General features: G+C 72.4%; 15 protein-coding genes and 2 pseudogenes. 6 read left to right on the top strand and 11 right to left on the bottom strand.

Going from position 1 to position 22353, the window contains the following annotated elements:
- The first annotated feature begins 388 nt into the window (after nucleotides 1-388).
- From ACZ7GX_RS23965 to ACZ7GX_RS23940, 6 genes and pseudogenes are all read left to right on the top strand, one after another.
- A complete protein-coding gene (locus tag ACZ7GX_RS23965) occupies nucleotides 389-3793 on the top strand; it encodes an ATP-binding protein (RefSeq protein WP_498779653.1) in 3405 nt (1134 codons plus the stop codon).
- A 90-nt stretch (nucleotides 3794-3883) separates the two neighbouring features.
- Nucleotides 3884-7297, top strand: a complete 3414-nt coding sequence (locus tag ACZ7GX_RS23960) for an ATP-binding protein (RefSeq protein ID WP_498779651.1) — start codon at nucleotides 3884-3886, stop codon at nucleotides 7295-7297.
- A gap of 196 nt (nucleotides 7298-7493) precedes the next feature.
- Nucleotides 7494-9137: an eCIS core domain-containing protein gene (locus ACZ7GX_RS23955; RefSeq protein WP_498779649.1), complete on the top strand. Its 1644-nt coding sequence runs from the start codon at nucleotides 7494-7496 to the stop codon at nucleotides 9135-9137.
- A 1004-nt stretch (nucleotides 9138-10141) separates the two neighbouring features.
- Nucleotides 10142-11281 (top strand): annotated as a pseudogene (locus ACZ7GX_RS23950) (IS256 family transposase); the annotation flags it as partial.
- A 49-nt stretch (nucleotides 11282-11330) separates the two neighbouring features.
- Nucleotides 11331-12536 (top strand): IS30 family transposase, encoded by a 1206-nt coding sequence (locus ACZ7GX_RS23945; RefSeq protein ID WP_498779648.1) that lies wholly within the window; start codon nucleotides 11331-11333, stop codon nucleotides 12534-12536.
- Between the two features lie 9 nt (nucleotides 12537-12545).
- Nucleotides 12546-12686: pseudogene (locus tag ACZ7GX_RS23940) on the top strand (IS256 family transposase); the annotation flags it as partial.
- A 478-nt stretch (nucleotides 12687-13164) separates the two neighbouring features.
- On the opposite strand, the gene ACZ7GX_RS23935 reads toward ACZ7GX_RS23940, so the two are convergent.
- The 11 genes from ACZ7GX_RS23935 to ACZ7GX_RS23885 all read right to left on the bottom strand — a co-directional run bounded on the left by ACZ7GX_RS23935 (nucleotide 13165) and on the right by ACZ7GX_RS23885 (nucleotide 22328).
- A complete protein-coding gene (locus ACZ7GX_RS23935; protein ID WP_498779646.1) occupies nucleotides 13165-13353 on the bottom strand; it encodes a hypothetical protein in 189 nt (62 codons plus the stop codon).
- Nucleotides 13354-13387: 34 nt separating this feature from the next.
- Entirely contained in the window at nucleotides 13388-14008 is a 621-nt protein-coding gene (locus ACZ7GX_RS23930) for a helix-turn-helix transcriptional regulator (RefSeq protein ID WP_498779645.1), read from the bottom strand.
- Nucleotides 14009-14194: 186 nt separating this feature from the next.
- Entirely contained in the window at nucleotides 14195-15283 is a 1089-nt protein-coding gene (locus ACZ7GX_RS23925; protein ID WP_498779643.1) for an NAD-dependent epimerase/dehydratase family protein, read from the bottom strand.
- Nucleotides 15284-15316: 33 nt separating this feature from the next.
- Nucleotides 15317-16204, bottom strand: coding sequence for a zinc ribbon domain-containing protein (locus ACZ7GX_RS23920; protein ID WP_498779642.1), 888 nt, complete (start codon nucleotides 16202-16204; stop codon nucleotides 15317-15319).
- 1 nt (nucleotide 16205) lies between these two features.
- Nucleotides 16206-16754 carry a phage tail protein gene (locus ACZ7GX_RS23915; RefSeq protein WP_498779640.1) on the bottom strand — a complete coding sequence of 183 codons (549 nt, stop codon included), beginning with the start codon at nucleotides 16752-16754 and terminating at the stop codon, nucleotides 16206-16208.
- On the bottom strand, nucleotides 16751-18685 hold the full coding sequence (locus tag ACZ7GX_RS23910; protein WP_498779639.1) for a putative baseplate assembly protein: 1935 nt from the start codon (nucleotides 18683-18685) through the stop codon (nucleotides 16751-16753). Before ACZ7GX_RS23910 ends, ACZ7GX_RS23915 begins: the two co-directional genes overlap by 4 nt.
- Nucleotides 18685-19092: a GPW/gp25 family protein gene (locus ACZ7GX_RS23905; protein ID WP_498779637.1), complete on the bottom strand. Its 408-nt coding sequence runs from the start codon at nucleotides 19090-19092 to the stop codon at nucleotides 18685-18687. Before ACZ7GX_RS23905 ends, ACZ7GX_RS23910 begins: the two co-directional genes overlap by 1 nt.
- On the bottom strand, nucleotides 19092-19397 hold the full coding sequence (locus ACZ7GX_RS23900; protein WP_498779636.1) for a PAAR domain-containing protein: 306 nt from the start codon (nucleotides 19395-19397) through the stop codon (nucleotides 19092-19094). Before ACZ7GX_RS23900 ends, ACZ7GX_RS23905 begins: the two co-directional genes overlap by 1 nt.
- Nucleotides 19398-19413: 16 nt before the next feature.
- Nucleotides 19414-21186: a VgrG-related protein gene (locus ACZ7GX_RS23895; RefSeq protein WP_498779634.1), complete on the bottom strand. Its 1773-nt coding sequence runs from the start codon at nucleotides 21184-21186 to the stop codon at nucleotides 19414-19416.
- On the bottom strand, nucleotides 21183-21890 hold the full coding sequence (locus ACZ7GX_RS23890; protein ID WP_498779633.1) for a CIS tube protein: 708 nt from the start codon (nucleotides 21888-21890) through the stop codon (nucleotides 21183-21185). The genes ACZ7GX_RS23895 and ACZ7GX_RS23890 overlap by 4 nt, the downstream gene beginning before the upstream one ends.
- Before the next feature lie 12 nt (nucleotides 21891-21902).
- On the bottom strand, nucleotides 21903-22328 hold the full coding sequence (locus ACZ7GX_RS23885; RefSeq protein ID WP_498779631.1) for a phage tail protein: 426 nt from the start codon (nucleotides 22326-22328) through the stop codon (nucleotides 21903-21905).
- Nucleotides 22329-22353 lie beyond the last annotated feature (25 nt).

The raw sequence follows: 22353 nt of genomic DNA, 5'->3' as shown, positions 1-22353 counted from the left end.
ATGTTGCGTGGAGCGAATTGGGACGCCTTTGACAGCAGATCACCCGGGAGGCCGATCCGATTGCTCCGACATCGGCACACCGGCCGATATCGCGACTGCCGGAAGTCCGTTGGCCGGGATTGCCGCCTTCGGGCGCGACCGGGTTTACCGCTACGGTTGGCGACCAGGAGTGGCTCCCTGTGGTTATGTTGGAGGGTGATCGTGCGCCGATCGGCGAGCGGGCCGATTGCCGCAGGTCGGGGCGAGGGGGTGGTGATCCGATGTCGGCGGGCGACTGCGCGGCGGACGCCATTCCCGGTCCGGTGGAATCGACCTGGCCCGATCGGAACGGGCGACAACGCGCACTCCACCGAATGGCACGGCCGACCGGCCGCGGCGGGCGGAAGCGGTGACGGCTGCCCCCGTCCCCGTCCGGGTGGAACTGCTGGGCGCCGTCCGGGCCTGGCGCAACGGGGTCGAGGTCGAACTGGGCACCGCCCGGCAGCGCGCGGTGTTCGCCCTGCTCGCCCTGCGAGCCGGGCAGGCCGTGTCCAAGGACGAGCTGATCGACGGCGTGTGGGGCGACTCGCCGCCCGCGACGGCCGGCGCCGGCCTGTACACCTACATCTCCGGCCTGCGCCGGGCGTTGGAGCCGGAGCGGCCCAAGCGGTCCGCCGGCGTGGTGCTCACCTCCGCCGGGTCCGGGTACTGCCTGCGCGTGCCGGTCGACGGCGTGGACGTCCACCGGTTCGAACGCCACCGCGAACGGGCCAGGGAACTGGCCGACCGCGAACCGGCCCTGGCGCTGGCCGAGCTGGAGCAGGCGCACGCGTTGTGGCGCGGTGAGGCGCTCTCCGGGGTGCCCGGCCCGTTCGCCGAGTCGCAGCGGTCGCGGTTGCACGAGCTGCGGTTGGCCACCGCGGAACGGCGGGCCGAGCTGGCGCTGGTCGTCGGGCGGCACGAGGACGTGATCGCGGACCTCGCCGCGCTGACCCGCGAGCACCCGGTGCGGGAGGGCCTGCGCGCCCTGCTCATGACCGCGCTGCACCGGGCCGGGCGCCAGGCGGAGGCGTTGGAGGTCTACCACGACGCACGCCGGGTGCTCGTGGAGGAACTCGGCATCGAGCCGGGCTCCGCGCTGCGGCAGGCGCACCGGATCGTGTTGGAGGACAAGGCCGACGACGTCCCGGCGCCGCGGGTCGGCGCCTCGCCGATGATCGAGCCCGCCGTGTTCGTCGGCCGGGAGGAGGAGGCGGACGTGCTGCGCGGGGCCGTCTCCGCCCTGGTCGCCGGTCGGGGTGGCGCGGTCTGGGTCGGTGGCGAGCCGGGCATCGGCAAGTCCGCCCTGCTGGCCACCGGCCTGTCCCGGGCGGCCGACGCCGGCTGCCGGGTGGCGTGGGCGGCGGGCGACGAGTTCGGGCCGCGCACCCCGCTGCGCGTGCTGCTCGACTGCCTCGACGTCACCGAGTCCTCCGGCGATCCGCGCCGGGCCGCGTTGGCGCAGGCGCTGCGCCGCCCGGCCGGCGCGTCCGACGACCCGGTGCCGCTGGTGATCGAGCGGATGATCGGCCTGGTCGACGAGTTGTGCGACGAGGCGCCGCTGGTGATCGTGGTCGACGACCTCCAGTGGGTGGACGAGGCCAGCGTCCTGTTGTGGCACCGCCTCCTGCGGGTGGTGCGCCAGTGGCCCCTGCTGCTGGTCGCCGCCGGTCGGCCGGTGCCGCGGCGGGCCGACGTGGACCAGGTGCGGCGCGCGGTCGTCGGCGCCGGCGGCCGGGTCGTCGAACTCGGCCGCCTGTCGGACGAGTCGGTCACCGCGTTGCTGACCGCGCGCTTCGGCGCGCCGCCCGGTGGGAGCCTGCGCGCGCTCACCGACCTGGCCGCCGGGAACCCGCTCTACACCAAGGACCTCGTCGACGTCATGCAGCGCGAACGCGCGGTCCGGGTGGTCGGCGGCCTGGCCGAGCCGGTCGCGGGCGCCGACCAGGAGTTACCCCGCTCCCTGGTGTCGGTGCTGTCCCGCAGGCTCGGCTTCCTGTCCGCCGCCACGACGGACGTGCTGCGCTCGGCGGCGTTGTTGGGCGACGAGTTCGCCCTCGGTGACGTCGCGACCGTGACGGGCCGCGCGCTGGGGAGCCTCGTCGCCGCGGTGGAGGAGGCGACCGCCGCCGGCGTGCTGGACGACGGCGGGTCGAAGCTGGCGTTCCGCCACCGGCTCCTCCGCCAGGCGCTCTACCTCTCCGTGCCCGCCGGTGTCCGGGCCGCGCTGCACCGCCAGGCCGCCGAGGCGCTCGCCGAGGCGGGCGCACCGGTCGAACTCGTCGTCGGGCAGCTGGCCGCCGCGCCGGGCACGGTGGACGAGTGGGCCGCGGACTGGCTGGTCGCGCACGCGGTGGTGCTCGCGAGCCGGGCGCCCGACCCGGCCGTCGAACTGCTCCGCGCGGTGATCGCCGAGTCCACAGTGGACGCCGAACGCCGTGAGCGGCTGGCCGCCCTGTTGGCCACCTTGATGTTCTGGCTCGGCCGATCGCCCCAGGCCGCGGCGAGGTACGTGCTGGCCCGCACCAGGGACGCCGACCGGGCCGCCGGGATGCGCTGGATCCTCGCCTACACCCGGTACCGGGACGGCCAGGTGAGCGAGGCCGTCGACGCCTTGCGCACGGCGGTGGCGGACGACGCGGTGCCGCCGTTGTGGCGCGCGCGGCTGGAGTCGTTGCTGGCGGTGGTGCAGCGGGAAGGACTCAACGACGTCGCCGCCGCCGAGGAGACGGCGAACCGCGCCCTCCGGCGTGGCGAGGACGTGGGGGACGACCTTGCCGCGGCCCACGCGCTGCAAGGGCTGTGGCAGGTCAGCACGGTCCGCCGCGACCACGCGGAAGCCCTGGAACGGGTCGACCGCGCGCTGGCCCTGACCGACGGGCACCGGGACCTCACCACGCTGAGGCTCGACCTGCTGGACGACAAGGCGTTCACGCTGCAGAGCCTGGACCGGCTCGACGAGGCCGACGACGTGCTGCGCGCGGCCCGCGACCTGGCCCGGTCCGGCGGGCTCGGTCCGCACGTCACCACCGCCGTGCAGGACTACTGGCGCGGCCGGTGGGACCGGGCGCTGGCCGAGGCGGACGCCCTGCGCGACGACCCGCCCGCCGGGCTGCGCGAACGTGGGCCGCTCCTGCTCGTGCACGGCGTGGCCGCGCTCGTCGCCGCCCGACGAGGCCGGACCCGGGTGGCGGAGGACCACCTCCGCGCCGCCGCCGAACTGCCCCTCGTCACCCCGTCCGACCGGGAGAACGGCGACTTCCTGCTCGTCGCACGGGTGGTGCTGGCCGAGCACGCCGAACGGCTCGACGAGGCCTTCGCCGCCGTGGAGCCACTGCTGACCGCCCACCCCGCCCACCTGCCGCGGCGGCACCAGTGGCTGCCCGACGTGGCGCGGCTCGCCGTCCGGACCGGGCGGTCGGACCTCGCCGAGCGCGCGCTGGCCGCGTCCGTCGAAGAGGCCGCGCTGGAACGGGTTCCCGGCCGGGCGTCCACCGCCGAAGCCCGCTGTCGGGGGCTGGTGGAGGGCGACCCGGAGCCGGTGCTCGCCGCCGTGGCGCGGTACCGGTCCGCCGGACGGCCGGTGGAGCTGGCGGAGGCGTCGGAGGACGCGGCGGTGCTGCTCGCGGCCCGGGGTGACCGGGCGGCGGCCGAGGCGGCGTTGCGGGAGGCGTTGGCGGGCTACGAAGGCCTGGGCGCGGTGCACGACGCGCGACGGGCGCGCAACCGGATGCGCGGTGAGGGACAGGAGTTCGGATGGGTCGGTGCGGGCTGACGGGCTGCGGTCGGGTGGGGCGGTCGGTGAGGTGACGGTCGACGTGCGGCGGTGCGCGGGCAGGGTGTCGGACGAGAGGTGGTCTGCGGGATGACGGGCGCGTTGCGGGTCGAACTGCTGGGCACGGTGCGCGCATGGTGGGGTGAGAGGGAAGTGGAGTTGGGCTCCTCGCGGCCGCGGGCGCTGTTCGCGATGCTGGCGCTGCGTTCCGGTGGCGTGGGGCGTGACGAGCTGGTGGCGGGCGTCTGGGGCGCCGACGCGCCGCCGACGGCCGAAGGCAGCGTCCACACCTACGTGTCGACGCTGCGCAAGGCGCTGGAACCGGACCGGCCACGCGGCGTCCCGGCGCGGTCGCTGGTGTCGGTCGGCTCCGGCTACCGGCTGCTGGTGGACGGCGGGCTGGACGTGGCGGCGTTCGAGTCGATGCGCGACCAGGCCCGGCGGCAGCTCGCCGACGGCGACCCCGGCGCCGCCCGGCGTTCGCTGGACGAGGCGTTGGCGCTGTGGCGCGGCGAGGCGCTGGCGGGGCTGACCGGTCCGTTCGCCGAAGCGCAGCGGCGCAGGCTCGGCGAAGCGCGGACCACCGCGCGGGAACTGCGCGCCGAGGCCGCGCTGGCCTCCGGCGCGCACGCCGAGGTCGTCGCCGAGCTGGTCGACCTCGTGGCCGAGGAACCGCTGCGGGAACGGGCGCGCGAGCTGCTGATGCTCGCCCTGCACCGGTCCGGGCGCAGCGCCGAGGCGCTCGAGGTGTTCCGGGACGCGCGCCGGGTCCTGGTGGCGGAGCTGGAGGTCGAGCCGGGACGACGGCTGCGCGCCGCGCACGAGCACATCCTGAGCGGCACGGACCCGGAGCCGGTGACCGCCGTGCGGCGACCGTCCGTCGTGCAGCCGGTCGACCCGCCGCCCGACGCGGGGCTCGTGGGACGGGACGTGGAACTGGCGGCCGTGCGCCGGGTGGTCGACGACGTCACCACCGGCGCGGGGCGGCTGCTGTGGATCGAAGGCGAGATGGGCATCGGCAAGTCGGCGCTGCTGGCCGCGGTGCTGGAGCAGGCCACCCGGTCCGGGCACCAGGTCGCCCACGCCGTCGCCGACGAGCTGGGCAGCCGCTTCCCGCTGCGGCTCGCGCTGGACTGCCTGCGCGTCGAGACGCGTTCGCCGGACCCGAGGCGGGCGGCGACCGCGAGAGCGTTGCGCCAGGAGCGACCCGCCGGGTCGATCTTCGCCGACTCCGACCCGGTGTTCGGCGCGGTCGACCGGCTCGTCGCCCTGGTGGAACAGCTGTGCGCCGACGGCCCGCTGGTGTTCGCGCTCGACGACCTCCAGTGGTCGGACGAGACCAGCACCCAGGTGTGGCACCGGCTCACGACCGTGGCCCGACGCCTGCCGCTGCTGCTGGTCGGCGCGGCCAGGCCGGTGCCGTACCGGGCCGAGGTCGCGCGGCTGCGCCGGGACGTCGAGTCGGGCGGCGGCGCGGTGCTCGACCTCGCGCCGCTGGCCGACACCGAGGTGGCCGGCCTCGTCGGACGCCTCGTCGGCGCGTCGCCAGGGCCGGGGCTGCGCCGGATCGCCGCCCGTGCCGGTGGCAACCCGCTGTACCTGCGCGAGGTCGCCGACGCGCTCGTCCGCGAACGGGTCGTGGAGGTCGACACGGGGGTCGCGGACGTCGCCGCGCACGCGTTGGACCGGGTGCCGGTGTCGCTGGTGTCCGCGGTGACCGGCCGGCTGGACTTCCTGTCCGACCCGACCCGGGAGGTGCTGCGGTGGTCCGCCCTGCTCGGCGGCGAGTTCGCGGTCGACGACCTGTCGGTAGTGCTCGGCACACCCGTGTTCGACCTCGCCGGACGGCTGGAGGAGGCCGTGGCGGCGGGCGTGCTGCGTGACGCCGGTCCGCGGATGGCGTTCCGGCACCCGCTCATCCGGCAGGCCCTGTACGAGGGGACGCCCGCCGCCCTGCGCACCGCGTTGCACCAGCAGGCCGCGCAAGCGCTCGCGGCGTCCGGCGCGCCCGTGGACCACGTGGCCGAGCAGCTGCTGGCCGCGTCCGGCGACGTCGGTTCGTGGGTGGTGGACTGGCTGGTCGCGCAGGCGCCCGCGCTGGTCTACCGCGCGCCGTTGGTGGCGGTCGAGCTGTTGCAGCGCTGCCTCGGGTCGTCGGTGGCGCGGGACGAGCGTGACGCGACGTTGATGGCGCACCTCAGCAGCGCGTTGTTCCGGATCGGGCGGGACGCGGAGGCCGAGGAGCACGCGCGCCGGGCGTTGCCGCGGTTGCGGTCGCCGGACCTGATCGCGGAGGTGCGGTGGACGTTGGCGTACATGCCCTACCGGGGTGCGCGGGCGGAGGAGGCGGTGACGGCGTCGCGGGAGGCGTTGGCCGATCCCGTGCTGTCGGACATGTGGCGGGCGCGGCTGTTGTCCTTGCTGGCCTTGGTGCAGCGGGCGGGGATCGGTGAGCTGGACGGCGCCGAGACCAGCGCGCGGGCGGCCATCGAGGCGGGCGAGCGGGCCGCCGACCCGTTCGCCATCGGTCAGGCGCTGGAGGTGTTGTGGCAGGTCGAGGCCGTGCGCCGGGACTACCCGCGGGCCGTCGCGTACCTGGACCAGGCACTGGACGTGGTCGGCACCGACGTCAGCCTCACCGACCTGCGGCTGTTGTTGCTGGACAACCGCATCTTCACGCTCCAGTGCCTGGACCGGCTGGACGAGGCGACGTCGAGCCTGCGGGCCGCGTTCGAGCTGGCGGGTCGCGGGACGCCGGTGGCCGGCCTGCACCTCGCCGCCGCCGTGCACCAGTTCTGGCTCGGGGGGTGGGACGAGGCGGTGGGGCGGCTGGAGGCGGTCGTCGGCGATCCGGAGTTCACCGGCTTCGGCCTGCGCGAGGGCGGGCCCGTGCTGCTGCACGGCGTGGTCGCGCTGATCGCCGCGCACCGGGACGACGGCGAGCGGCTGCAGACCCACCTGACCACGGGGCTGACGTTGCCCTTGGTGACGGAGGCGTATCGGGAGAACTGCGACTTCCTCGTCGCGGCCCAGGCGATGGCGGCGGCGCGCGAGGGTGATCACGCGGGTGCGGTGGCGGTGCTCGGCGCGATCCTCGACACCCGGTACGCCGACATGATGCTGCGGCACCAGTGGCTGCCCGAGCTGGTGCGCCAGGCGTTGGCGTGCGGTGATCAGGCGACGGCCCGGGCGGCCGTCGAAGCGTGCGAGGCCGAGGCCGCTCGGGAGACCAAGGCGGCCCGTGCGGCTGCGGCGGCGCGGCGGTGCCGGAGCGTGCTGGCGGCGGACCCGGAGGGCCTGGTGCCCGTCATCGGCCACTACCGCGCGGTGGGCCGGACGTTCGAGCTGGCGCAGACCTTGGAGGACCAGGCCGTGCTGCTCGCCCGGCGCGGCGAGGCGGCGGAGGCCGCGGGCGTCGTCGGCGAGGCGATCGACCTCTACCGCGGTTTCGGCGCACGGTGGGACGTGAGGCGGGCCGCCGCACGGGTCGCGGAGGCGGGTTGAGCCGGGGTGCGAGCCGGGGGCGGATCCGGTGAGGTGATCTCAGCGACTCCTGATCGACGCGACCACCGGCTGCCGTACAACCGGGCAAAGGGAAGGGACGGATCATTGCCCTCACGGTCCTTCTTCCCGCGTAGTACCGACTGGCAACCTCGGGCGCGCCCGTCACATCGCCTCAACCGCCAGGAATCGAGGGCTCATGCGCGCGCAGGACCAGGAAGCGGCCGGCACAGGTCGATCGCAGTCACGGCAGGCGCCCACGCGGGCTGCCGATCGAGCGCAGACGCCGGCGCAACCGGCGATACCCCTGACCTCGCAGTCGACCCTGCACCTGCAGCGCACGATCGGCAACGCCGCCGTAGCCCGCCTCGTCGAGTCCCAGCAGCAACAACCGCATTCCCACGGGGACGACCAGCCCGTGCAGCGCTCGGCCGTGCCCGACGTCCTCCGATCCCCGGGCCGCCCCCTCGACGACAACACGCGCACCGAGATGGAAGCCCGCCTCGACGCGGACTTCTCCGACGTGCGCCTGCACGTCGACACCGCCGCCCAACGGTCCGCAGCCGAGATCGGCGCCCGCGCCTACACCTCCGGCAACCACGTGGTCATCGGTGAGGGTGGCGCCGACACCCACACGCTGGCGCACGAGCTCACCCACGTCATCCAACAACGTCAGGGACCCGTAGCCGGGACCGACCGCGGCGACGGGTTGCGGGTCAGCGACCCGGGCGACAAGTTCGAGCGGGAGGCCGAAGCCGTGGCCTCGGGCATCGTGCGACCTCCGGTGAATCGGAGCGCAGCCGCATCGGAGGGCGCGGTGCAGCGGACGGTTGACGGCTCGGAGGGAAGGCTGACCGATACTGCGGAAGTTCTCGAGAAGTTGGGCATCGCGTCGGGGGATGAATGGGAGGTCGCCGCGGCCCAGTCGCTCATCGACGATCATGTTGCTCACAGCATGGTCCAGGGAACACCGGAGGCGGTGAACCGGGTCCGAAAGAGTTTGGGCGAGCGGGTCAAGCTGGCGAAGGCGATCATCTCCGTAGCGAATAACGGCATCCTCACGAAAAAAGACCGGGAGCAGAGCGGTATTCAAGCGCAGCAATCAATCGACCCGGACAACGCGACCGTTGCGAGCAAGATCAGCCTCAGTCAATCCGAGACCGGTCCGGAGAACAGTGCTGAACAGGTGGCGGGCCTGCTCGAGCACCAGGCGATGAGCGTCAGGATGGAAAAATATGTGGAAGAAAATGGTAAGCAGGTTCTCGAGGCGTGGATGGATCCTAAATCTTTCAAAAAAGGGGAGTATGTGAATGCCATCAAAAACGGGCTGGGGATGTCCGAGCGTGAGTGGAACGAGGTTGCAGATCAACCCAGGATGCAGAACGCAGTGTACCTGGAGGTCATGAAATTGCGCGGAAAAGGGCCACATGCGGCCAAGGCGCTGGCAGAGCGGGCGTCCAACTCGGCCATTTTTGGCGGGTCGACCAGTCGTGCGGAAGACCCAGAGGTTCAGCAAGCGTTCAAGGAAATGGGGCTTGATCGCCCCAAGGAGGGTTCGCACGAAGTTCGGGCAAGTCGCTCCATGCCTGCCAGTGCTCTGGAATTCATCCTGCTTCCTGGCTGCCTCTTGCCCTTCGACAAGTTGCTCCGCAGGGACATCGAGAATGATCTCCCCCTGCACTATGTCGATGGCACGCACACGGTCGGAGTCAGCTGGGCCCCGAAGGTGGGCATGCCGCAAGTGCGCTTCGACATCGAGTCTCCGAACTGGAAACAAAAACTGCAGGAGATCCTGGAGGAAGAAGAGCGGATCTTCGCCCACGTAACCCGTCCTCTGCAGTAGTCTCCGCCACAACCACCCAGTAATCGCCACAGTTCATGACCGTCAAAGGCTTTGAAGCCCTGAGGTGATCTCGGCTCCATCCGCCCAGACGGCTCCACGTGATCGCCTATCCCGCCATCTCGACGTTCCCCACGACCTGGTGACCAGCGTGTCGCGGCTGTCGGCCGCGGAGCGGCGGGAGCGTGGCACTCGACGCAACAGTTGAGCGCTGAGCTGTGGGAAGCAGGCCCTGCTCGCGTTGACGTGGTTCCGCTAGCGCGAAACATTCCGGTGCCGGGTGCCGGGTGCCGGGTGCCGGGTGCCGGGTGCCGGGTGCCGGGTGCCGGGTGCGGCAAGGCCTTCTACGCCGACCGGTGTCCGGAGAAGACAGCCGGCGTGAAGGGCGACCAGATCGATCTGCGGTCCTCCGGCAAGGCCCACGCCCACGGCGCAACGTGCAACCCCTGTCCGCGCCGACCGGCATACCGCCAACTGGCCATACCGTTGTGGGCCAACGATGTCGCGCCCGGATCGCGCACGATCTCACCGCCGCCCGCACACAAGTCCTGGGAACCTCGTACTGGGCCTACTCCCAGCTCGACCTGCCCAGCTCGACCTGCCCACCCTGGCTGATCCAGGCCACGACGCCGCCAGAATCGGCGTGCACACCCTGGTCAACAACCCCCGGCAACCAAGTCCTCGACATCGACACCCGCACCCGCACCCGCACGCGCGACGCCCTGGTACGCGGCCTGCGCTGCCGGGGCGAACGCGGCTCCGCCCGTCCTCATCGGACGCTGGCGCGCCCTTCAACACGTCACCACCAGCCCCAGCAAGATCGGCGACGTCGTCAGAGCAGCACTCGCCTCACACGCTTCGAACACGACCGAGTCACCTGCACGACCGTCTCACCTTCACGACCGGCTCACCTGAAAGTCGGTGAGATCACCTCAGTCGGCGAGATCGGGACTGTAAAACGAGCGGTGTAACTCCTGATCAAGGATGCGCACCTGATGACCGAGATGATGTCCGGCGTGGAGAACGCCGAGGACGCCAGGCCCGAGACCGCCCTGGAGGGCCTGGACGAGCAGTTGGTCGACCAGCTGGTCAGCCGGGCCCGCGTCGGTGGCCTGAAGCTCACCGGTGAGGGCGGGGTGCTCCAGCAGTTGACCAAGCGGCTGCTGGAGTCGGCGCTGGAAGGCGAGATCACCGACCACCTGGGCTACGACAAGCACGACCCGGCCGGTCGTGGGACCGGGAACTCGCGCAACGGCGTCCGCTCGAAGACCGTGCTCACCGATGTCGGGCCGGTGGAGATCGACGTACCGCGTGACCGCAACGCCGAGTTCGAGCCGCGGATCGTGGCCAAGCGGCAGAAGCGCCTGACCGGCGTGGACGAGATGGTCATCTCGCTGTCCGCCAAAGGGCTGACCACCGGGGAGATCTCCGCGCACCTGGCCGAGGTCTACGGCGCCGACATGTCGCGCCAGACGATCTCCACGATCACCGACAAGGTGGTCGAGGGCATGGTCGAGTGGCAGAACCGGCCCCTGGACCCGGTCTATCCGGTGGTGTTCATCGACGCGATCCACGTCAAGATCCGCGACGGGCAGGTGGCCAATCGGCCGATCTACATGGCGATGGCGGTGACCACCGAGGGCCACCGCGACATTCTCGGCCTGTGGGCCGGGGACGGTGGCGAGGGCGCGAAGTACTGGCTGCAGGTGCTCACCGAGCTGCGCAACCGCGGCGTGGCCGATGTGCTCATGCTGGTCTGCGACGGGCTGACCGGCCTGCCCGACGCGGTCACCACCGTCTGGCCGCGCACGGTCGTGCAGACCTGCATCGTGCACCTGCTGCGCAACAGCTTCCGCTACGCCGGCCGTCAGCACTGGGACGCCATCGCCAAGGCCCTCAAGCCGGTCTACACCGCCCCGACCGAGGCCGCGGCGCGCGAGCGGTTCGCCGAGTTCGCCGACGCCTGGGGCGTCCGCTATCCGGCGATCGTCCGGCTCTGGGACGACGCCTGGGCCGAGTTCGTGCCGTTCCTGGCCTTCGACATCGAGATCCGGCGGGTGATCTGCTCGACCAACGCCATCGAGTCCGTCAACGCCCGCATCCGCCGCGCGGTCAAGGCCCGAGGCCATTTCCCCCACGAGCAGGCCGGGTGGATTCAACCGGTCAACGCAACACCGCTGATAAGCGAGGTGTTGCGTGGGTGTTGGAGGTCGACCGGCGATTCCGGTCGCGGTTCGGCGGGAGTTCTGGGCCGCGGTCCGGTCGGGGATGGTCGTGGCGGAGGCGGCGGCATCGGTCGGCGTGTCGATCACGGTGGCGTGGGAGTGGTTCCGGCACGTTGGCGGCGTGATGCCCGAGCCCTTCCCCGCAGGCCTGACTTTGTCCTGTGCGCGTCGTCTGTCGTTCCGGGAGCGGGAGGAGATCAGCTGCCGCCGGGCCGCGGGCGAGGGAGTGCGGGCGATCGCGCGGGTGCTGGGGCGATCGCCGTCCACGGTGAGCCGGGAGCTGGCTCGCGGGACCGTCCGTCGGAAGTCCGGGTACCGGGCCTCGGTGGCCCAGGCGGTGGCCGATCAGCGTGCCCGGCGGCCGAAGGCGAGGCTGCTGGCGGTGGACGACCGGCTGCGTGAGCATGTGCAGGATCGGTTGCGGGCCAAGGACAGCCCCGAGCAGATCAGTCGGCGCCTGCCGCTGCTGTTCCCCGACGATCCGGGCATGCGTGTGTGTCACGAGACCGTCTACCGCAGCCTTTACGTGCAGGGTCGCGGTGGTCTGCACCGGGAGCTGGTGAAGACGTTGCGCACCGGGCGGGCTCTGCGCCGGACCCGACGCACCACCGAGCGGCGTGGGCGCCTGGCGGGCATGGTCAACATCGCGTTGCGGCCGTCGGAGGTCCTGGACCGCGTGGTCGCGGGGCATTGGGAGGGGGATCTGATCACGGGCAAGGAAAACAAGTCGGCGATCGGCACGCTCGTGGAGCGCTCCACCGGCTTCGTGGTGCTGTTGCACTTGCCGGACAGCCACGGCGCCCTTCCGGTCGGGGAAGCGACGATCGAGGCGATGAACCGGCTGCCGCCGTTCCTGCGCCGCACTCTGACCTGGGACCAGGGGCAGGAGATGGCCAACCACACGGCCATCGCCGAGGCCACCCGACTCGACATCTACTTCTGCGATCCCCACTCGCCCTGGCAGCGGGCGACCAACGAGAACACGAACGGGTTGCTGCGGCAGTACTTTCCCAAGAGCACGGACCTGTCCGGCTACCACCGCGACTACCTCGAGCTCGTCGCGGCACAACTCAACGCCAGGCCACGCAAACGGCTCGGTTGGCGAACCCCGACCGAGGCATTCGACAGGCTACTCTCAGCACGGCACGACCGACCTAGTGTTGCGTTGACCGGTTGAATCCACCCCGCGCTCAAGTGCGTCTACCTCGCGGTGATGAGCCTGGACCCGACCGGCACCGGCCGCAAACGCTGGATGATCCGCTGGAAGCCCGCCCTCAACGCCTTCGAGATCGCCTTCGACGGCCGCCTGGCCGCCGGACGCAAGTAACCCTCTTCAACCCGAGTTACACCGCTCGTTTGACAGACCCCTCGCAGGGCCTCGCAGGGCAGCGTTCGCGGCAAGGCGCAGGGCGTGGCCGGCAGGTCGTCGGGCGGGGTTGGCGGGTCGTCGGGCGAGGTTGGCGGATCGTCGATCAAGGTCCGGCGGGTTGTTGGGCAGTGCGGCGATGGCTAAGTGTGCGTCGTTGGGTGTGGGCCGGTGGGCGGGGGCCGGTGGGTCGCGGCGAGGAGTGATGGGCGAGGGCTGGGGGGCGTTGGGTGCTGGTGGGTCGGCGTTGAGGGCTGGTGGGGCGTTGGGTGAGGGTCGGTCGGTCGTGGGGTTGGGCTGAGGATGCGCGGCGGTGGGCTGGGCAGATCGTTTCGGGCCGTCGCGCCACACCTTCTTTTCCCGGCAACAAATTTACCGTTTCCATTCATCCCCGACGCCTGTGCCACTTTTGGGTGATCTCGGAACCAAGCGGGATGGGTTAGGGATCCGGGGTCTCGGTGGTAGTGGTCTCGTCATGTGAGGGAGCGTTGATGACGCCGTCCGACGACATCACCCACCTGGCCTCGCCATGCGGGCGGACCGGGTGGGGGGTGCGGGACTTGGCCCGGATGCCCCGCAGCGCCAGGTCGACCACGTGCCGAAGCGCGGCCGGGTCCTTCCTCGTCACGTCCTTCCTCACCGCGGGCTGAGCCTCCGACATCTCAAATCATCCCCTTCCGAAGGGCGTAAGCGACCGCGTGCGGCCGGTTGCGCAGGTTGAGCCGGGTGGTGATGCCGTAGAACACGTTCTTGATGGTCCGCTCCGAGTACGACAGCCGGCCCGCGATCTCGGCCGTGTCCAACCCGTCGGCCATCAACCGCAGCACGTCCGTCTCCCGCGCCGAGAGCCGGTCACGCCCCCCTTCCGGCTCCAGCACCTGCCGCTGCAACCGCTGCACGTGCCGCAGCAGCTCCGCCACCATGTTCGGCGGCATCGCGCCACCACCCGCCGCCGCGGTCAGGACGCTGCGCAGCACCAGCTGGTCGGTCACCGTGGCCCGCGGCAGGATTGCCACGATCCGGCACTCCACGGCCGTGAGCACGTCGGACTCACCGACCTCGTCGACGATCAGCACCACCGGCGCGCCGACGTGCGCGGCGGCCCGGCGCAACCGCGCCACCACCTCGACCCCCAGCCGGTCGACCGCCATGACGACGACGTCCGGCTTCGCGTGGACGGCGCCCTCCAGCAGTTCCAAGTCGGGCCTCGAACCGAGGTAGGTGATCAGGCCCGTCATGCTCAGGTGATCCGCCGCTTGGACCACGACCCGGATTCGCTCCACCGCTGCCTCCCGCAGTCTCGGATTGCACCACCGAGTCTGCGAGCCGAGGCTTCACGCGGTCTCAAGCCCGTCTAAAAGGATTCTTCACGGCCGCTGGATGATGTCCGGACGACGTGAAGAGACGCGCTCCGAACTCAACACCGGGGAAGGCCGCCGGTCAAGAGGCGCGAGGTGGCGAGAGGCGAGTCAAGAGGTGACCGGCGAGCCGCTCAGCCCCAGCTCGTCGACCTCGACCCAGTGCTCGTGCACGGACCGCAGGACGTCGGCCAGGTCGTGCGCCGGCTGCCAGCCCGGGTAGTCGCGGCGGAACTTGCGGGTATCGGTGATCCAGCAACGCACGTCCGCGAACCGGTGCTCGGGCACGTACTCGAACCGCACCTCCTGCCCGGTCAGGTACTCGTACCGGGCGATCAGCTCCAGGATCGACGTGCTCCGCTCCCGCCCGCCACCCGCGTGGTAGACCTCGCCGGGACGGGGGTCCAGGTAGAAGTGCCAGAACATCTCCACCAGGTCACGCGCGTCCAGCACGTCGCGCACCTGCTTGCCGCCGTGCCCGATCACCGGGAACGTCGCACCGCGCACGGCGCTGCGCACCAGGTGCGACAGGAAGCCGCTCTGCTCCACCCCCGCCTGCCTGGCCCCGGCCACGCTGCCGCACCGGAACACCCCGACCCGCAGCCCCAGCAGGGCCGCGTACGACTGCGCGGCGAGGTCGGCGGCCAGGTTCGACACCCCGGCGAACGTCCGGTTCCCGCCCAGCCGGATCGACTCGTCGACGCCGTGCTCGTGGTAGGGGTGCGCCGGGTCGATCTCCCACCTCGTGTCGGTCTCCACCAGCGGCAGGGAGTCCGACAGGTCGCCGTACACCTTCGTGGTGGACGTCAGCACGACCACCGCCGAGGGGCAGTGCCGCCGCACGGCCTCCAGCACGGTCATCGTGCCGACCGCGTTGACCTCCAGATCCGCCAGGGGCCGGTCGGCCGCCCACACGTCGCTCGGCTGCCCGGCCGTGTGCACGACCAGCCGCACGTCCGTCCCATACTCGCCGAACAACGTGCCGAGCGCGCTTGCGTCGCGCACGTCCACCTGGTGGTGCCGGTAGTTCGGGATGCGCTCGACGTCGGCCAGGTTGTCCGCGACGGAGCCGGCCGGGCCGAACAGGCGCCGCCGCATCCCGTTGTCCACCCCCACGACCAGGTCGAACCTCGACGCGAGCGCCCGCACGGCCTCACCACCGACCAGGCCCGCCGATCCGGTGACCACTACCACGTCCACGTGTCGCTCCTTCCTGAAGTCTGCAATGGACACTCAAGGCCGGCGGAAGAACTCCACCTCGCCCAACGCGATGTGCCGCCCCTGCGCCTGACCAGCCGCCGCCCGCACCACCAGCCGGACCCGCACCACGCCGCTCACCGCCGTGTCGACGCGCTGCGGACCCACCCGGTCGGCCAACGGCAGCGGCACGGTGCGGCTGGACCCGTCCGCCGTGATGACCACCATGTCCATCGCGGAGACCCTCGCCTGCCCGGTGAACGCGCGCTCCTCCACGCCGGCGCCCGTGTGCACGACCACCGACAGCAGCCGGTACGGGGTCGCGAAGCCGAACTCCACCGCGTCGCCCACGGCCGTCGCGCCCCAGTACCGGTTCGACAGGCCGTCCACGGCCGCCGCCGCGGGGTGACCGGGCACCTCGGCGGTGGCGGTGGTGCTGGTCGGCCCGATCGCGACGGGGGTGGAGGTCTTGTCGCGCACGTCCTCGATCAGCGCCGACGCCGTCGGGTAGAACGCGATCACGGCCAGGAGCAGCACCGCGCCCGCGGCGAACGCGACGAGCCGGCGCAGCCACCGAGAGGTGTCGCCGTGCCACCGCCACCGCCGTCGGGCCTGCCGCCGCGGTTCGGTCACGCCGGGGCGCAACGGCGTGGCGCACCGGCGGCAGAACCGGCGTCCCGGCGGGTTCGCGACCCCGCACGCCGGGCACGGCGGCCCGACGACCACCTCGTCGTCCACCGCGCTGGGCAGCGGTCGTCGCGCCTCCGGCCGACCCGGCAGCACCGGCCCGGGCCGCTCCTCGGCCTCGTCCTGCGGCGCCTGCGGCACCTGCGGTTCGGCGGCCCAGCCCAGGTAGGTGCCGCAGTTGCCGCAGAAGTCGTCCGCGTCGCGCACGGGCGCGCCGCACTGCGTGCACAGACGCATGTCAGTCCCCGTTCCCGCTCGGCACTTCGACGGCGCAGGTCACGTGCAGCGGGCACACCGCCTCGACCAGCGCCACCACCCGGTCCCGGTCGACCGCGCCGGACCGGCCGGGCCGCACCCGCACCAGCACGACGTCCGACGGGCGGGGCAGGGCGGTGTCGGGCGTGGTGGACCACGTCGCGCCGGGGCCGTCGACCACCTCCGCCCGCACGCCGAGGCACAGCTCCAACCGCGCCACGAGGCCACGTGCGGTGCCGCGCAGGCGGTGCAGCTCGACGGCGCGGCGCACCACCTCCCGGCGCAGCGGCTCCGGCCACGCCGGGTCGAGGTCCGCCGCGACCCAGGACGACAGCCACGTCACGAAGTCCGCGGGCGCGAGGTCCGGGTCGAAGTGCTCCGCCAGGTTGTCGAGGGTCGACAGGATCGCCGACAGCACGGCGTCCAAGCCCGAGGTGAACCGCTGGGCGAAGTCGTCGGCCGCGTACAGCGAGGGCAGCATCCCGCCCAGCGGGTACCGGCTGGGCAGTTCCGGCAGCGCGGCGCGGCTCACGACCCCACCACCACGATCTGGTGCTGGTAGGAGAACACCAGCGCGTTCGGCGCGACCTCGACCCGGTCCACCGGCGCGCCACGCGCCCCGGTGATCGGATCGGCCGGGAACAGCCTGATCTCCTCCACCAGCCGCACCCCGCCGACGCCTTGGAGCACCGCGAAGACCTCGCCGTACTGCACCGGCCGGCCGAACTCCCACCCGGCGCCCTCCGTGCCGCCGCGCAGCGGGTTGAGGTAGCGGTAGAGCGCGTCCAGCGCGTCCTCGCGCACCCCGTTGCCCTCGGTGGCCGGCGCCACCACGCGCGCGACCACCGTGACGCCCTGGTAGCGCGGCGGTTCCACGACCAGCCGGGTGCCGAGCAGCCGCCGTTCGTCCAACCGCCGCGCCACCGCCGACACCACGTCCTCGGTCGGCACCAGCTGCTCGAACCGCAGCCGGTCGCCCTGGTCGGCCACCGCGTCGGGCACCACCAGCACCCGGGCCGCGCCCGGACCGTCGGGCAGGCACCGCACCCTGGCCAGCGACGGCGCGGCCAGCTTGGCGATGTGCTCGTGGTCGGCGGCCGTCACCGCGCGTTCCTGCACCCGGAGCTGGTGCGGCGCGCGCACCTTCGCCTCCGCCACGGTCTCGCCGTCGACGCCGCCGCGGGCGGCCTCGCGGTTCTCCACCGCCGCCACGTACGGCACCGAGCTGCGCAGCGCCGAGATCGCGCCGCGCGCCACGTTGCCCGCCCGTCCGCCACCCGTGCGGTAGCGGGGCACCTGCACCACCGAGCCCTTGGGCGGCACGGCGCCGTAGCGGCGCAACGTCCCGTCCGCCTCGCGGACCGCCGGCGGGAAGTGGAACTCGCCGCGCACGGCGTCCAGCACCACGTGCCGGTCCTGCGGCGTCGACTCGCCGAAGTGGTCCACCACGGTCCAGTCCTGCCAGCCGTCGCCCGACGACACCCGCACCACCACCGGGTCGCCGTCCAGCAGCACGGGCGAGCGCGGCGCGGTGAACCGCTGCCCCGGCACGCCCGCCGTCTCGCCCAGCAGCACGTCGGTCTCCGTCTCGGCGTGCTCGGCCGCGGTGGTGCCGCCGATGGTGAACGCCTCGGCCTCGCGCACGGTCGGCGACTCCGAGTAGAACGGCTGCTCCCGCACCGGTTCGGTGACGCGGCAGCGCAGCCAGCCCGCGCGGTGGCCCGCCACCGCGGACTCGGTGTGCCCGGCGGGCACGTGCAGCACGACCTCGCCGGGCCGGTTCAGGCCGCCGGTGCTGTCCTCGTCGACCTCGCACGGCTGCCAGTCCTGCCCGGTCCACGCCTCCCACACCAGGGGCGGCTGCCGCGGGTCGACGCCGATGCCCTCGACCCGGCTGTCCAGCCGCAGCACCACCACGCAGCGCGGCACGGCGGCCGACAGCCCGAACAGCGTCGCGTCGCCGGGCGTCGGCGTGGCCTGGAAGCACCGCACGTCCCGGCCCGCCTCCAGGTCCTTGGTCCGGTCGGTGTGCTCACCCGACGCCGCCCTGGTCACCAGCCGCCGGACCGAGCACGGCACCACGGTCAGCTCGTCGGTGGTGGCGAACACGACCGCCTCGGAGCTCTCCGAGCGCGCCGTGGCGACCTCGGTGCCGACGGGCAGCACGACGGGCTGCGGCTGCGGCGCGGACAGCCAGAACGTGACGTCGGCGCGCGCGGCGGTCGGCGGGAACAGCGTGACGCCGAGCAGGTCCAGGAACGCCAGGTGGTTGCGCTCGGGCACCCGGTTGAGCCGGTAGACGAGCTGGTCGACCATCTGCGCGAAGGTCTCGATGAGGGTGACGCCGGGGTCGGACACGTTGTGGTCCGTCCACTCCGGACAGCTCTGCTGGACGTACCGCTTGGCCTCGTCCACGAGCTGCTGGAAGCGCCGGTCGTCCAGGTTCGGTGCGGGCAGCGCCATCACTCCACGCCCCCCTCGGCCGGGATGGTGTAGAAGGGGAAGACCAGGTTGCGCCGGTCGTTGGTGGACCGGATGGTGTAGCGCACGTCGATGTAGAGCGTGCCGACCTCGACGGCGTCGAACGCGACCACCACGTCGTCGACCTCGATGCGCGGTTCCCAGCGGTCCAGCGCGGCGCGCACCTCGCGGGCGACGTGGCCCGCCGTGGCGCCGTCGGCCGAGGCGAACACGTGCTCGTGGATGCCGCAGCCGAACTCCGGGCGCATCGGCCGCTCGCCCGGCGCCGTGCCGAGCACGAGCCGGATGGCCTCGGTGATCTCCTGCTCGCGCTCGACCATCCCGATGCCGCCGGTCGGCCCGGTCCGCAGCGGGAAACCCCAGCCGCGCCCGATGAAGCTCTCGCTCATCACCTGCCCCCGATGAGCACGGTCGGCGCGCCGGTGAGGACGTTCGCCTGGCAGGTGGTGCTGTCGCCGACCCGTGCGGCGACGACCCCGCCGATGAGCACCTGGCCGCCGACGCGGGGCTTGACGATGTTCGCGGGCCCCAGGACGGCGTCCTTGGGGATGACGCACACGTGCAGGCTGCCGCCCACGGCGGCGGGCTTGCCCTCGATCAGGACGGTGGCCACCTTGGCGGCCACCGCGGGCGGCGGGGTGCCGACGGCGCCGCCGTGCGACGTCTTGTCACCCAGTCGGGCGGCGGGGAACATGGTGATCTCCTTCGGGTCAGTTGATCCGGACGATCGCGCCCTTGAGCACGGCCTGGGCCCGGCCTTCGACGGAGGCGTCGGCGCCGCTGACGGACACCGAGGTGGTCGCCTCGACGGACACCGTCTTGCCCTTGAGCACCAGGTCGCCGAGCCCGGCGTCGACGGTGATCCCGCGCGCGTCCAGGCTGATCGAGCCGAGCACCCGGCGACCCCGCGGCGTGCTCACCCGGATGTCGATGCTCCCGGTCTTCTCGTCCAGCGTGATGTCCAGCCGCTTGTCACCGGTCTGGAGGCGGACGCCGGCGGCGGTGAGGCCGTCCAGCAGTTCCAGCCGGTTGCCCGTGCGGGACACCAGCGACCGCCGGTTCACCCGGCCGCTCGTGCGGTCCACCAGCGGCACGTCGTGCGGCGAGGGCTGGTCGACGCCGTTGTAGAGCCCGCCGAGCACGTACGGGCGGTCCAGGCTGCCCTGCTCGAAGCCGACCAGCACCTCGTCGTTGACCTCGGGGCTGAACACGCCGCCGCCGCGGACACCGCCCCACTGCACGGTGCGGACCCAGTCGGTGACGTAGTTGTCGTCCAGCCAGGGGAACTTCAGCCGCACCCAGCCCCGCTGGTCGCGGCCGACCTCCTTGATGTCCGTGACGATCCCGGTGGCCAGGCCCGGCATCCGCGGCGAGCGGCCGGGCGCGTTGCCGCCCAGCGCCAACCCGGCCAGCGACCGGTCCGGCGAGCTGCTCACCGTGACGATGCTGCGGTAGCCGTGCTCGGGCTCCAGCACGTGCCGCACCGACGTCGCCGTGTAGTGCCCCCTGAACGCCGGCCCCACGTCGGCCAACGTGATCGGCACGCCCGCGCGCAGGTGCGGATGGCCCTTGGCGACCGCCTCGATCTCCGCGTACCCGGCGCTGATCGACTCGGCGAGCGACCGTGCCGCGGTGTCCGTCTCGGCCTGCGTGCTGTAGGGCGTGTCGGCCACGAGCGTGGTGGTCCTCTTGCCGGCCACGGACTCGCCGAAGCCGGGCAGGACGGTCTTGCTCCGGGTGGCCGGCTCGACCGCCACGAACGCCTTCTTCGTGGCCACGTCCCAGGAGCGCACCTCGACCCTCTCCACCTGGTCGGAGCCGGTCAGCGACGCGCGCAGGGCCAGCAGGTCGCCGTGCCGGAGCACCAACGGGCTGGTGGCGGTGAACGCGGGCGCGGTGGACGCGGGCTTGGGCTTGAGCAGCTCCAACGTGCCCTTGTCGTCCACCTGGACGGTCACGCCGTGCTCGCGGGCGAGCTGCTGGAGGAACTCCCAGTCCGACACGTTCGCCTGGCTGAGCTGCGTGTACCTGACGGGGGAGAGCTCGACGCGGCCGACGGTGAGCCCGGCGTTGCGGGCGACCTGGCGCACCACGGTGGCGGCCGGGACGTTGTGGAACGCCTCCACCCGACGACCCCGGAACAGCCGGTGCGCCTTGCTCATGGCGCGGATGACGGTGAACGAGCCGGTCGAGTCGCCGTCCGTCTCCAGCCCGGTGACCTCGCCGCCGAACAGCTGCACCCGGGCCTTGCTCTCGACCGCCACCACGGACACCGTCAACGGGGTGCCGATCTTGATCTTGCTGGCGGTCAGCAGCTCGTGGTTGCCGTCGCGGTAGGTCAGGACGGCGAGGTCGGGCAGGCCGACGTTCTCGTCGACCACGCAGCTGACCAGCCGCTTGTCCCACGTGCTCGACAGCGAGGCCGCCGTCACGATCGGGTCGGCGGCGAACGAGCGGAACGACTTGCCGGCGGGCGGTGTCATCGGGCCTCCTCCATCGCGGGCACCAGCAGTTCCGCGCCCGGCACGAGCAGCATCGGGTCGTCGATGTCGTTGGCCTCGGCGATGACCCGCCAGGCGGTGGCGTCGCCGTACTCGCGCCAGGCGAGCTGCGGCAGGCTGTCGCCGGCCACGACGCGGTGCGTGCGGCGGGCCTCGCGCGAGCCGGACGTCGGGTTCTGGCCCGGGGTGTCGCTGCCCGCCTCCTCGATCGACAGCGAGCACTTCGCGCGCAGCGGCCGGCCGTCGACGTCGAACAGCGAGTAGTCCACCGACAGGTTCGACAGCACGCCGTCGAACGACGTGGTCTTGGACGTGCCCCACTCGAAGCGGACCCACGGGCTCGCGGGCTTCTTCGTCGCCAGGCTCTTCTTGGTCGGCACGCAGGCGGTGAGCAGCTGCTCCACCCTGGTCTCCACGGAGTTGTCGTGCGTGGCGGTGGCGTCGAGGAGCACGTCGACCGACAGGTTGCGCGGTCCGCTGCCGACGAACTCCGGCATCGACGTCTCGTCCGCCAGGCGGGACGGGTTGCGGCGCCACTCGGTGTTCTTGCTCAGCGCCAACGTGTTCGGGTTGAACTGGAACTTCACCGTGGCCAGCTTGGCGCCCGGCTTCGCGCCGGCCTGCGCGGGCGGCTCCATGATCACGAGCTGGGCGCGGGTGAGGCTCGCTCCCGGTTTGCCTGCCATGTCAGCCTCGTCTCAGGACGCGTCGATGCCTTCGTGGGCGAACTCCAACGTCTCCACCGCGGCCTGGGAGCTCGACGGGTCGAACGACGGGCCCTGCCAGCGGACCGGGACGATGCCCTGCACCTGCCAGCCCGCGATCCGGCTGCCGTCCGGGGTGAGGGCGACGATCTCGCCGTCCTTGCGCTCGACCTTCTTGATGACCTCGTTGAGCCACTTGACGACCTTGGCGGTGTCCGCCGTGACCGGACGGGTCATGGTGATGTTGGACCACGTGATGCGGGTGGGCAGCTGCCAGGCGAAGCCGTTGTTGCCGCCCTCGGCGAACTGCTCCACCTCCATCTGCGCGCCCATGCCGTCGCAGGTGTGGAAGGCGCCGAGGTCGTTGCCCGCTATGGAGAGCCGGAAGAAGACGCTGGTGGCGAAGAGGGTGTCGGACATCGGTACCTCCTGGTTGGTCGGCCCG

The organism is Actinosynnema sp. NPDC037264, assembly GCF_055603705.1.
Note: the sequence above shows the minus strand (reverse complement) of the source record. Positions and strands in the feature narration are given on the sequence as shown.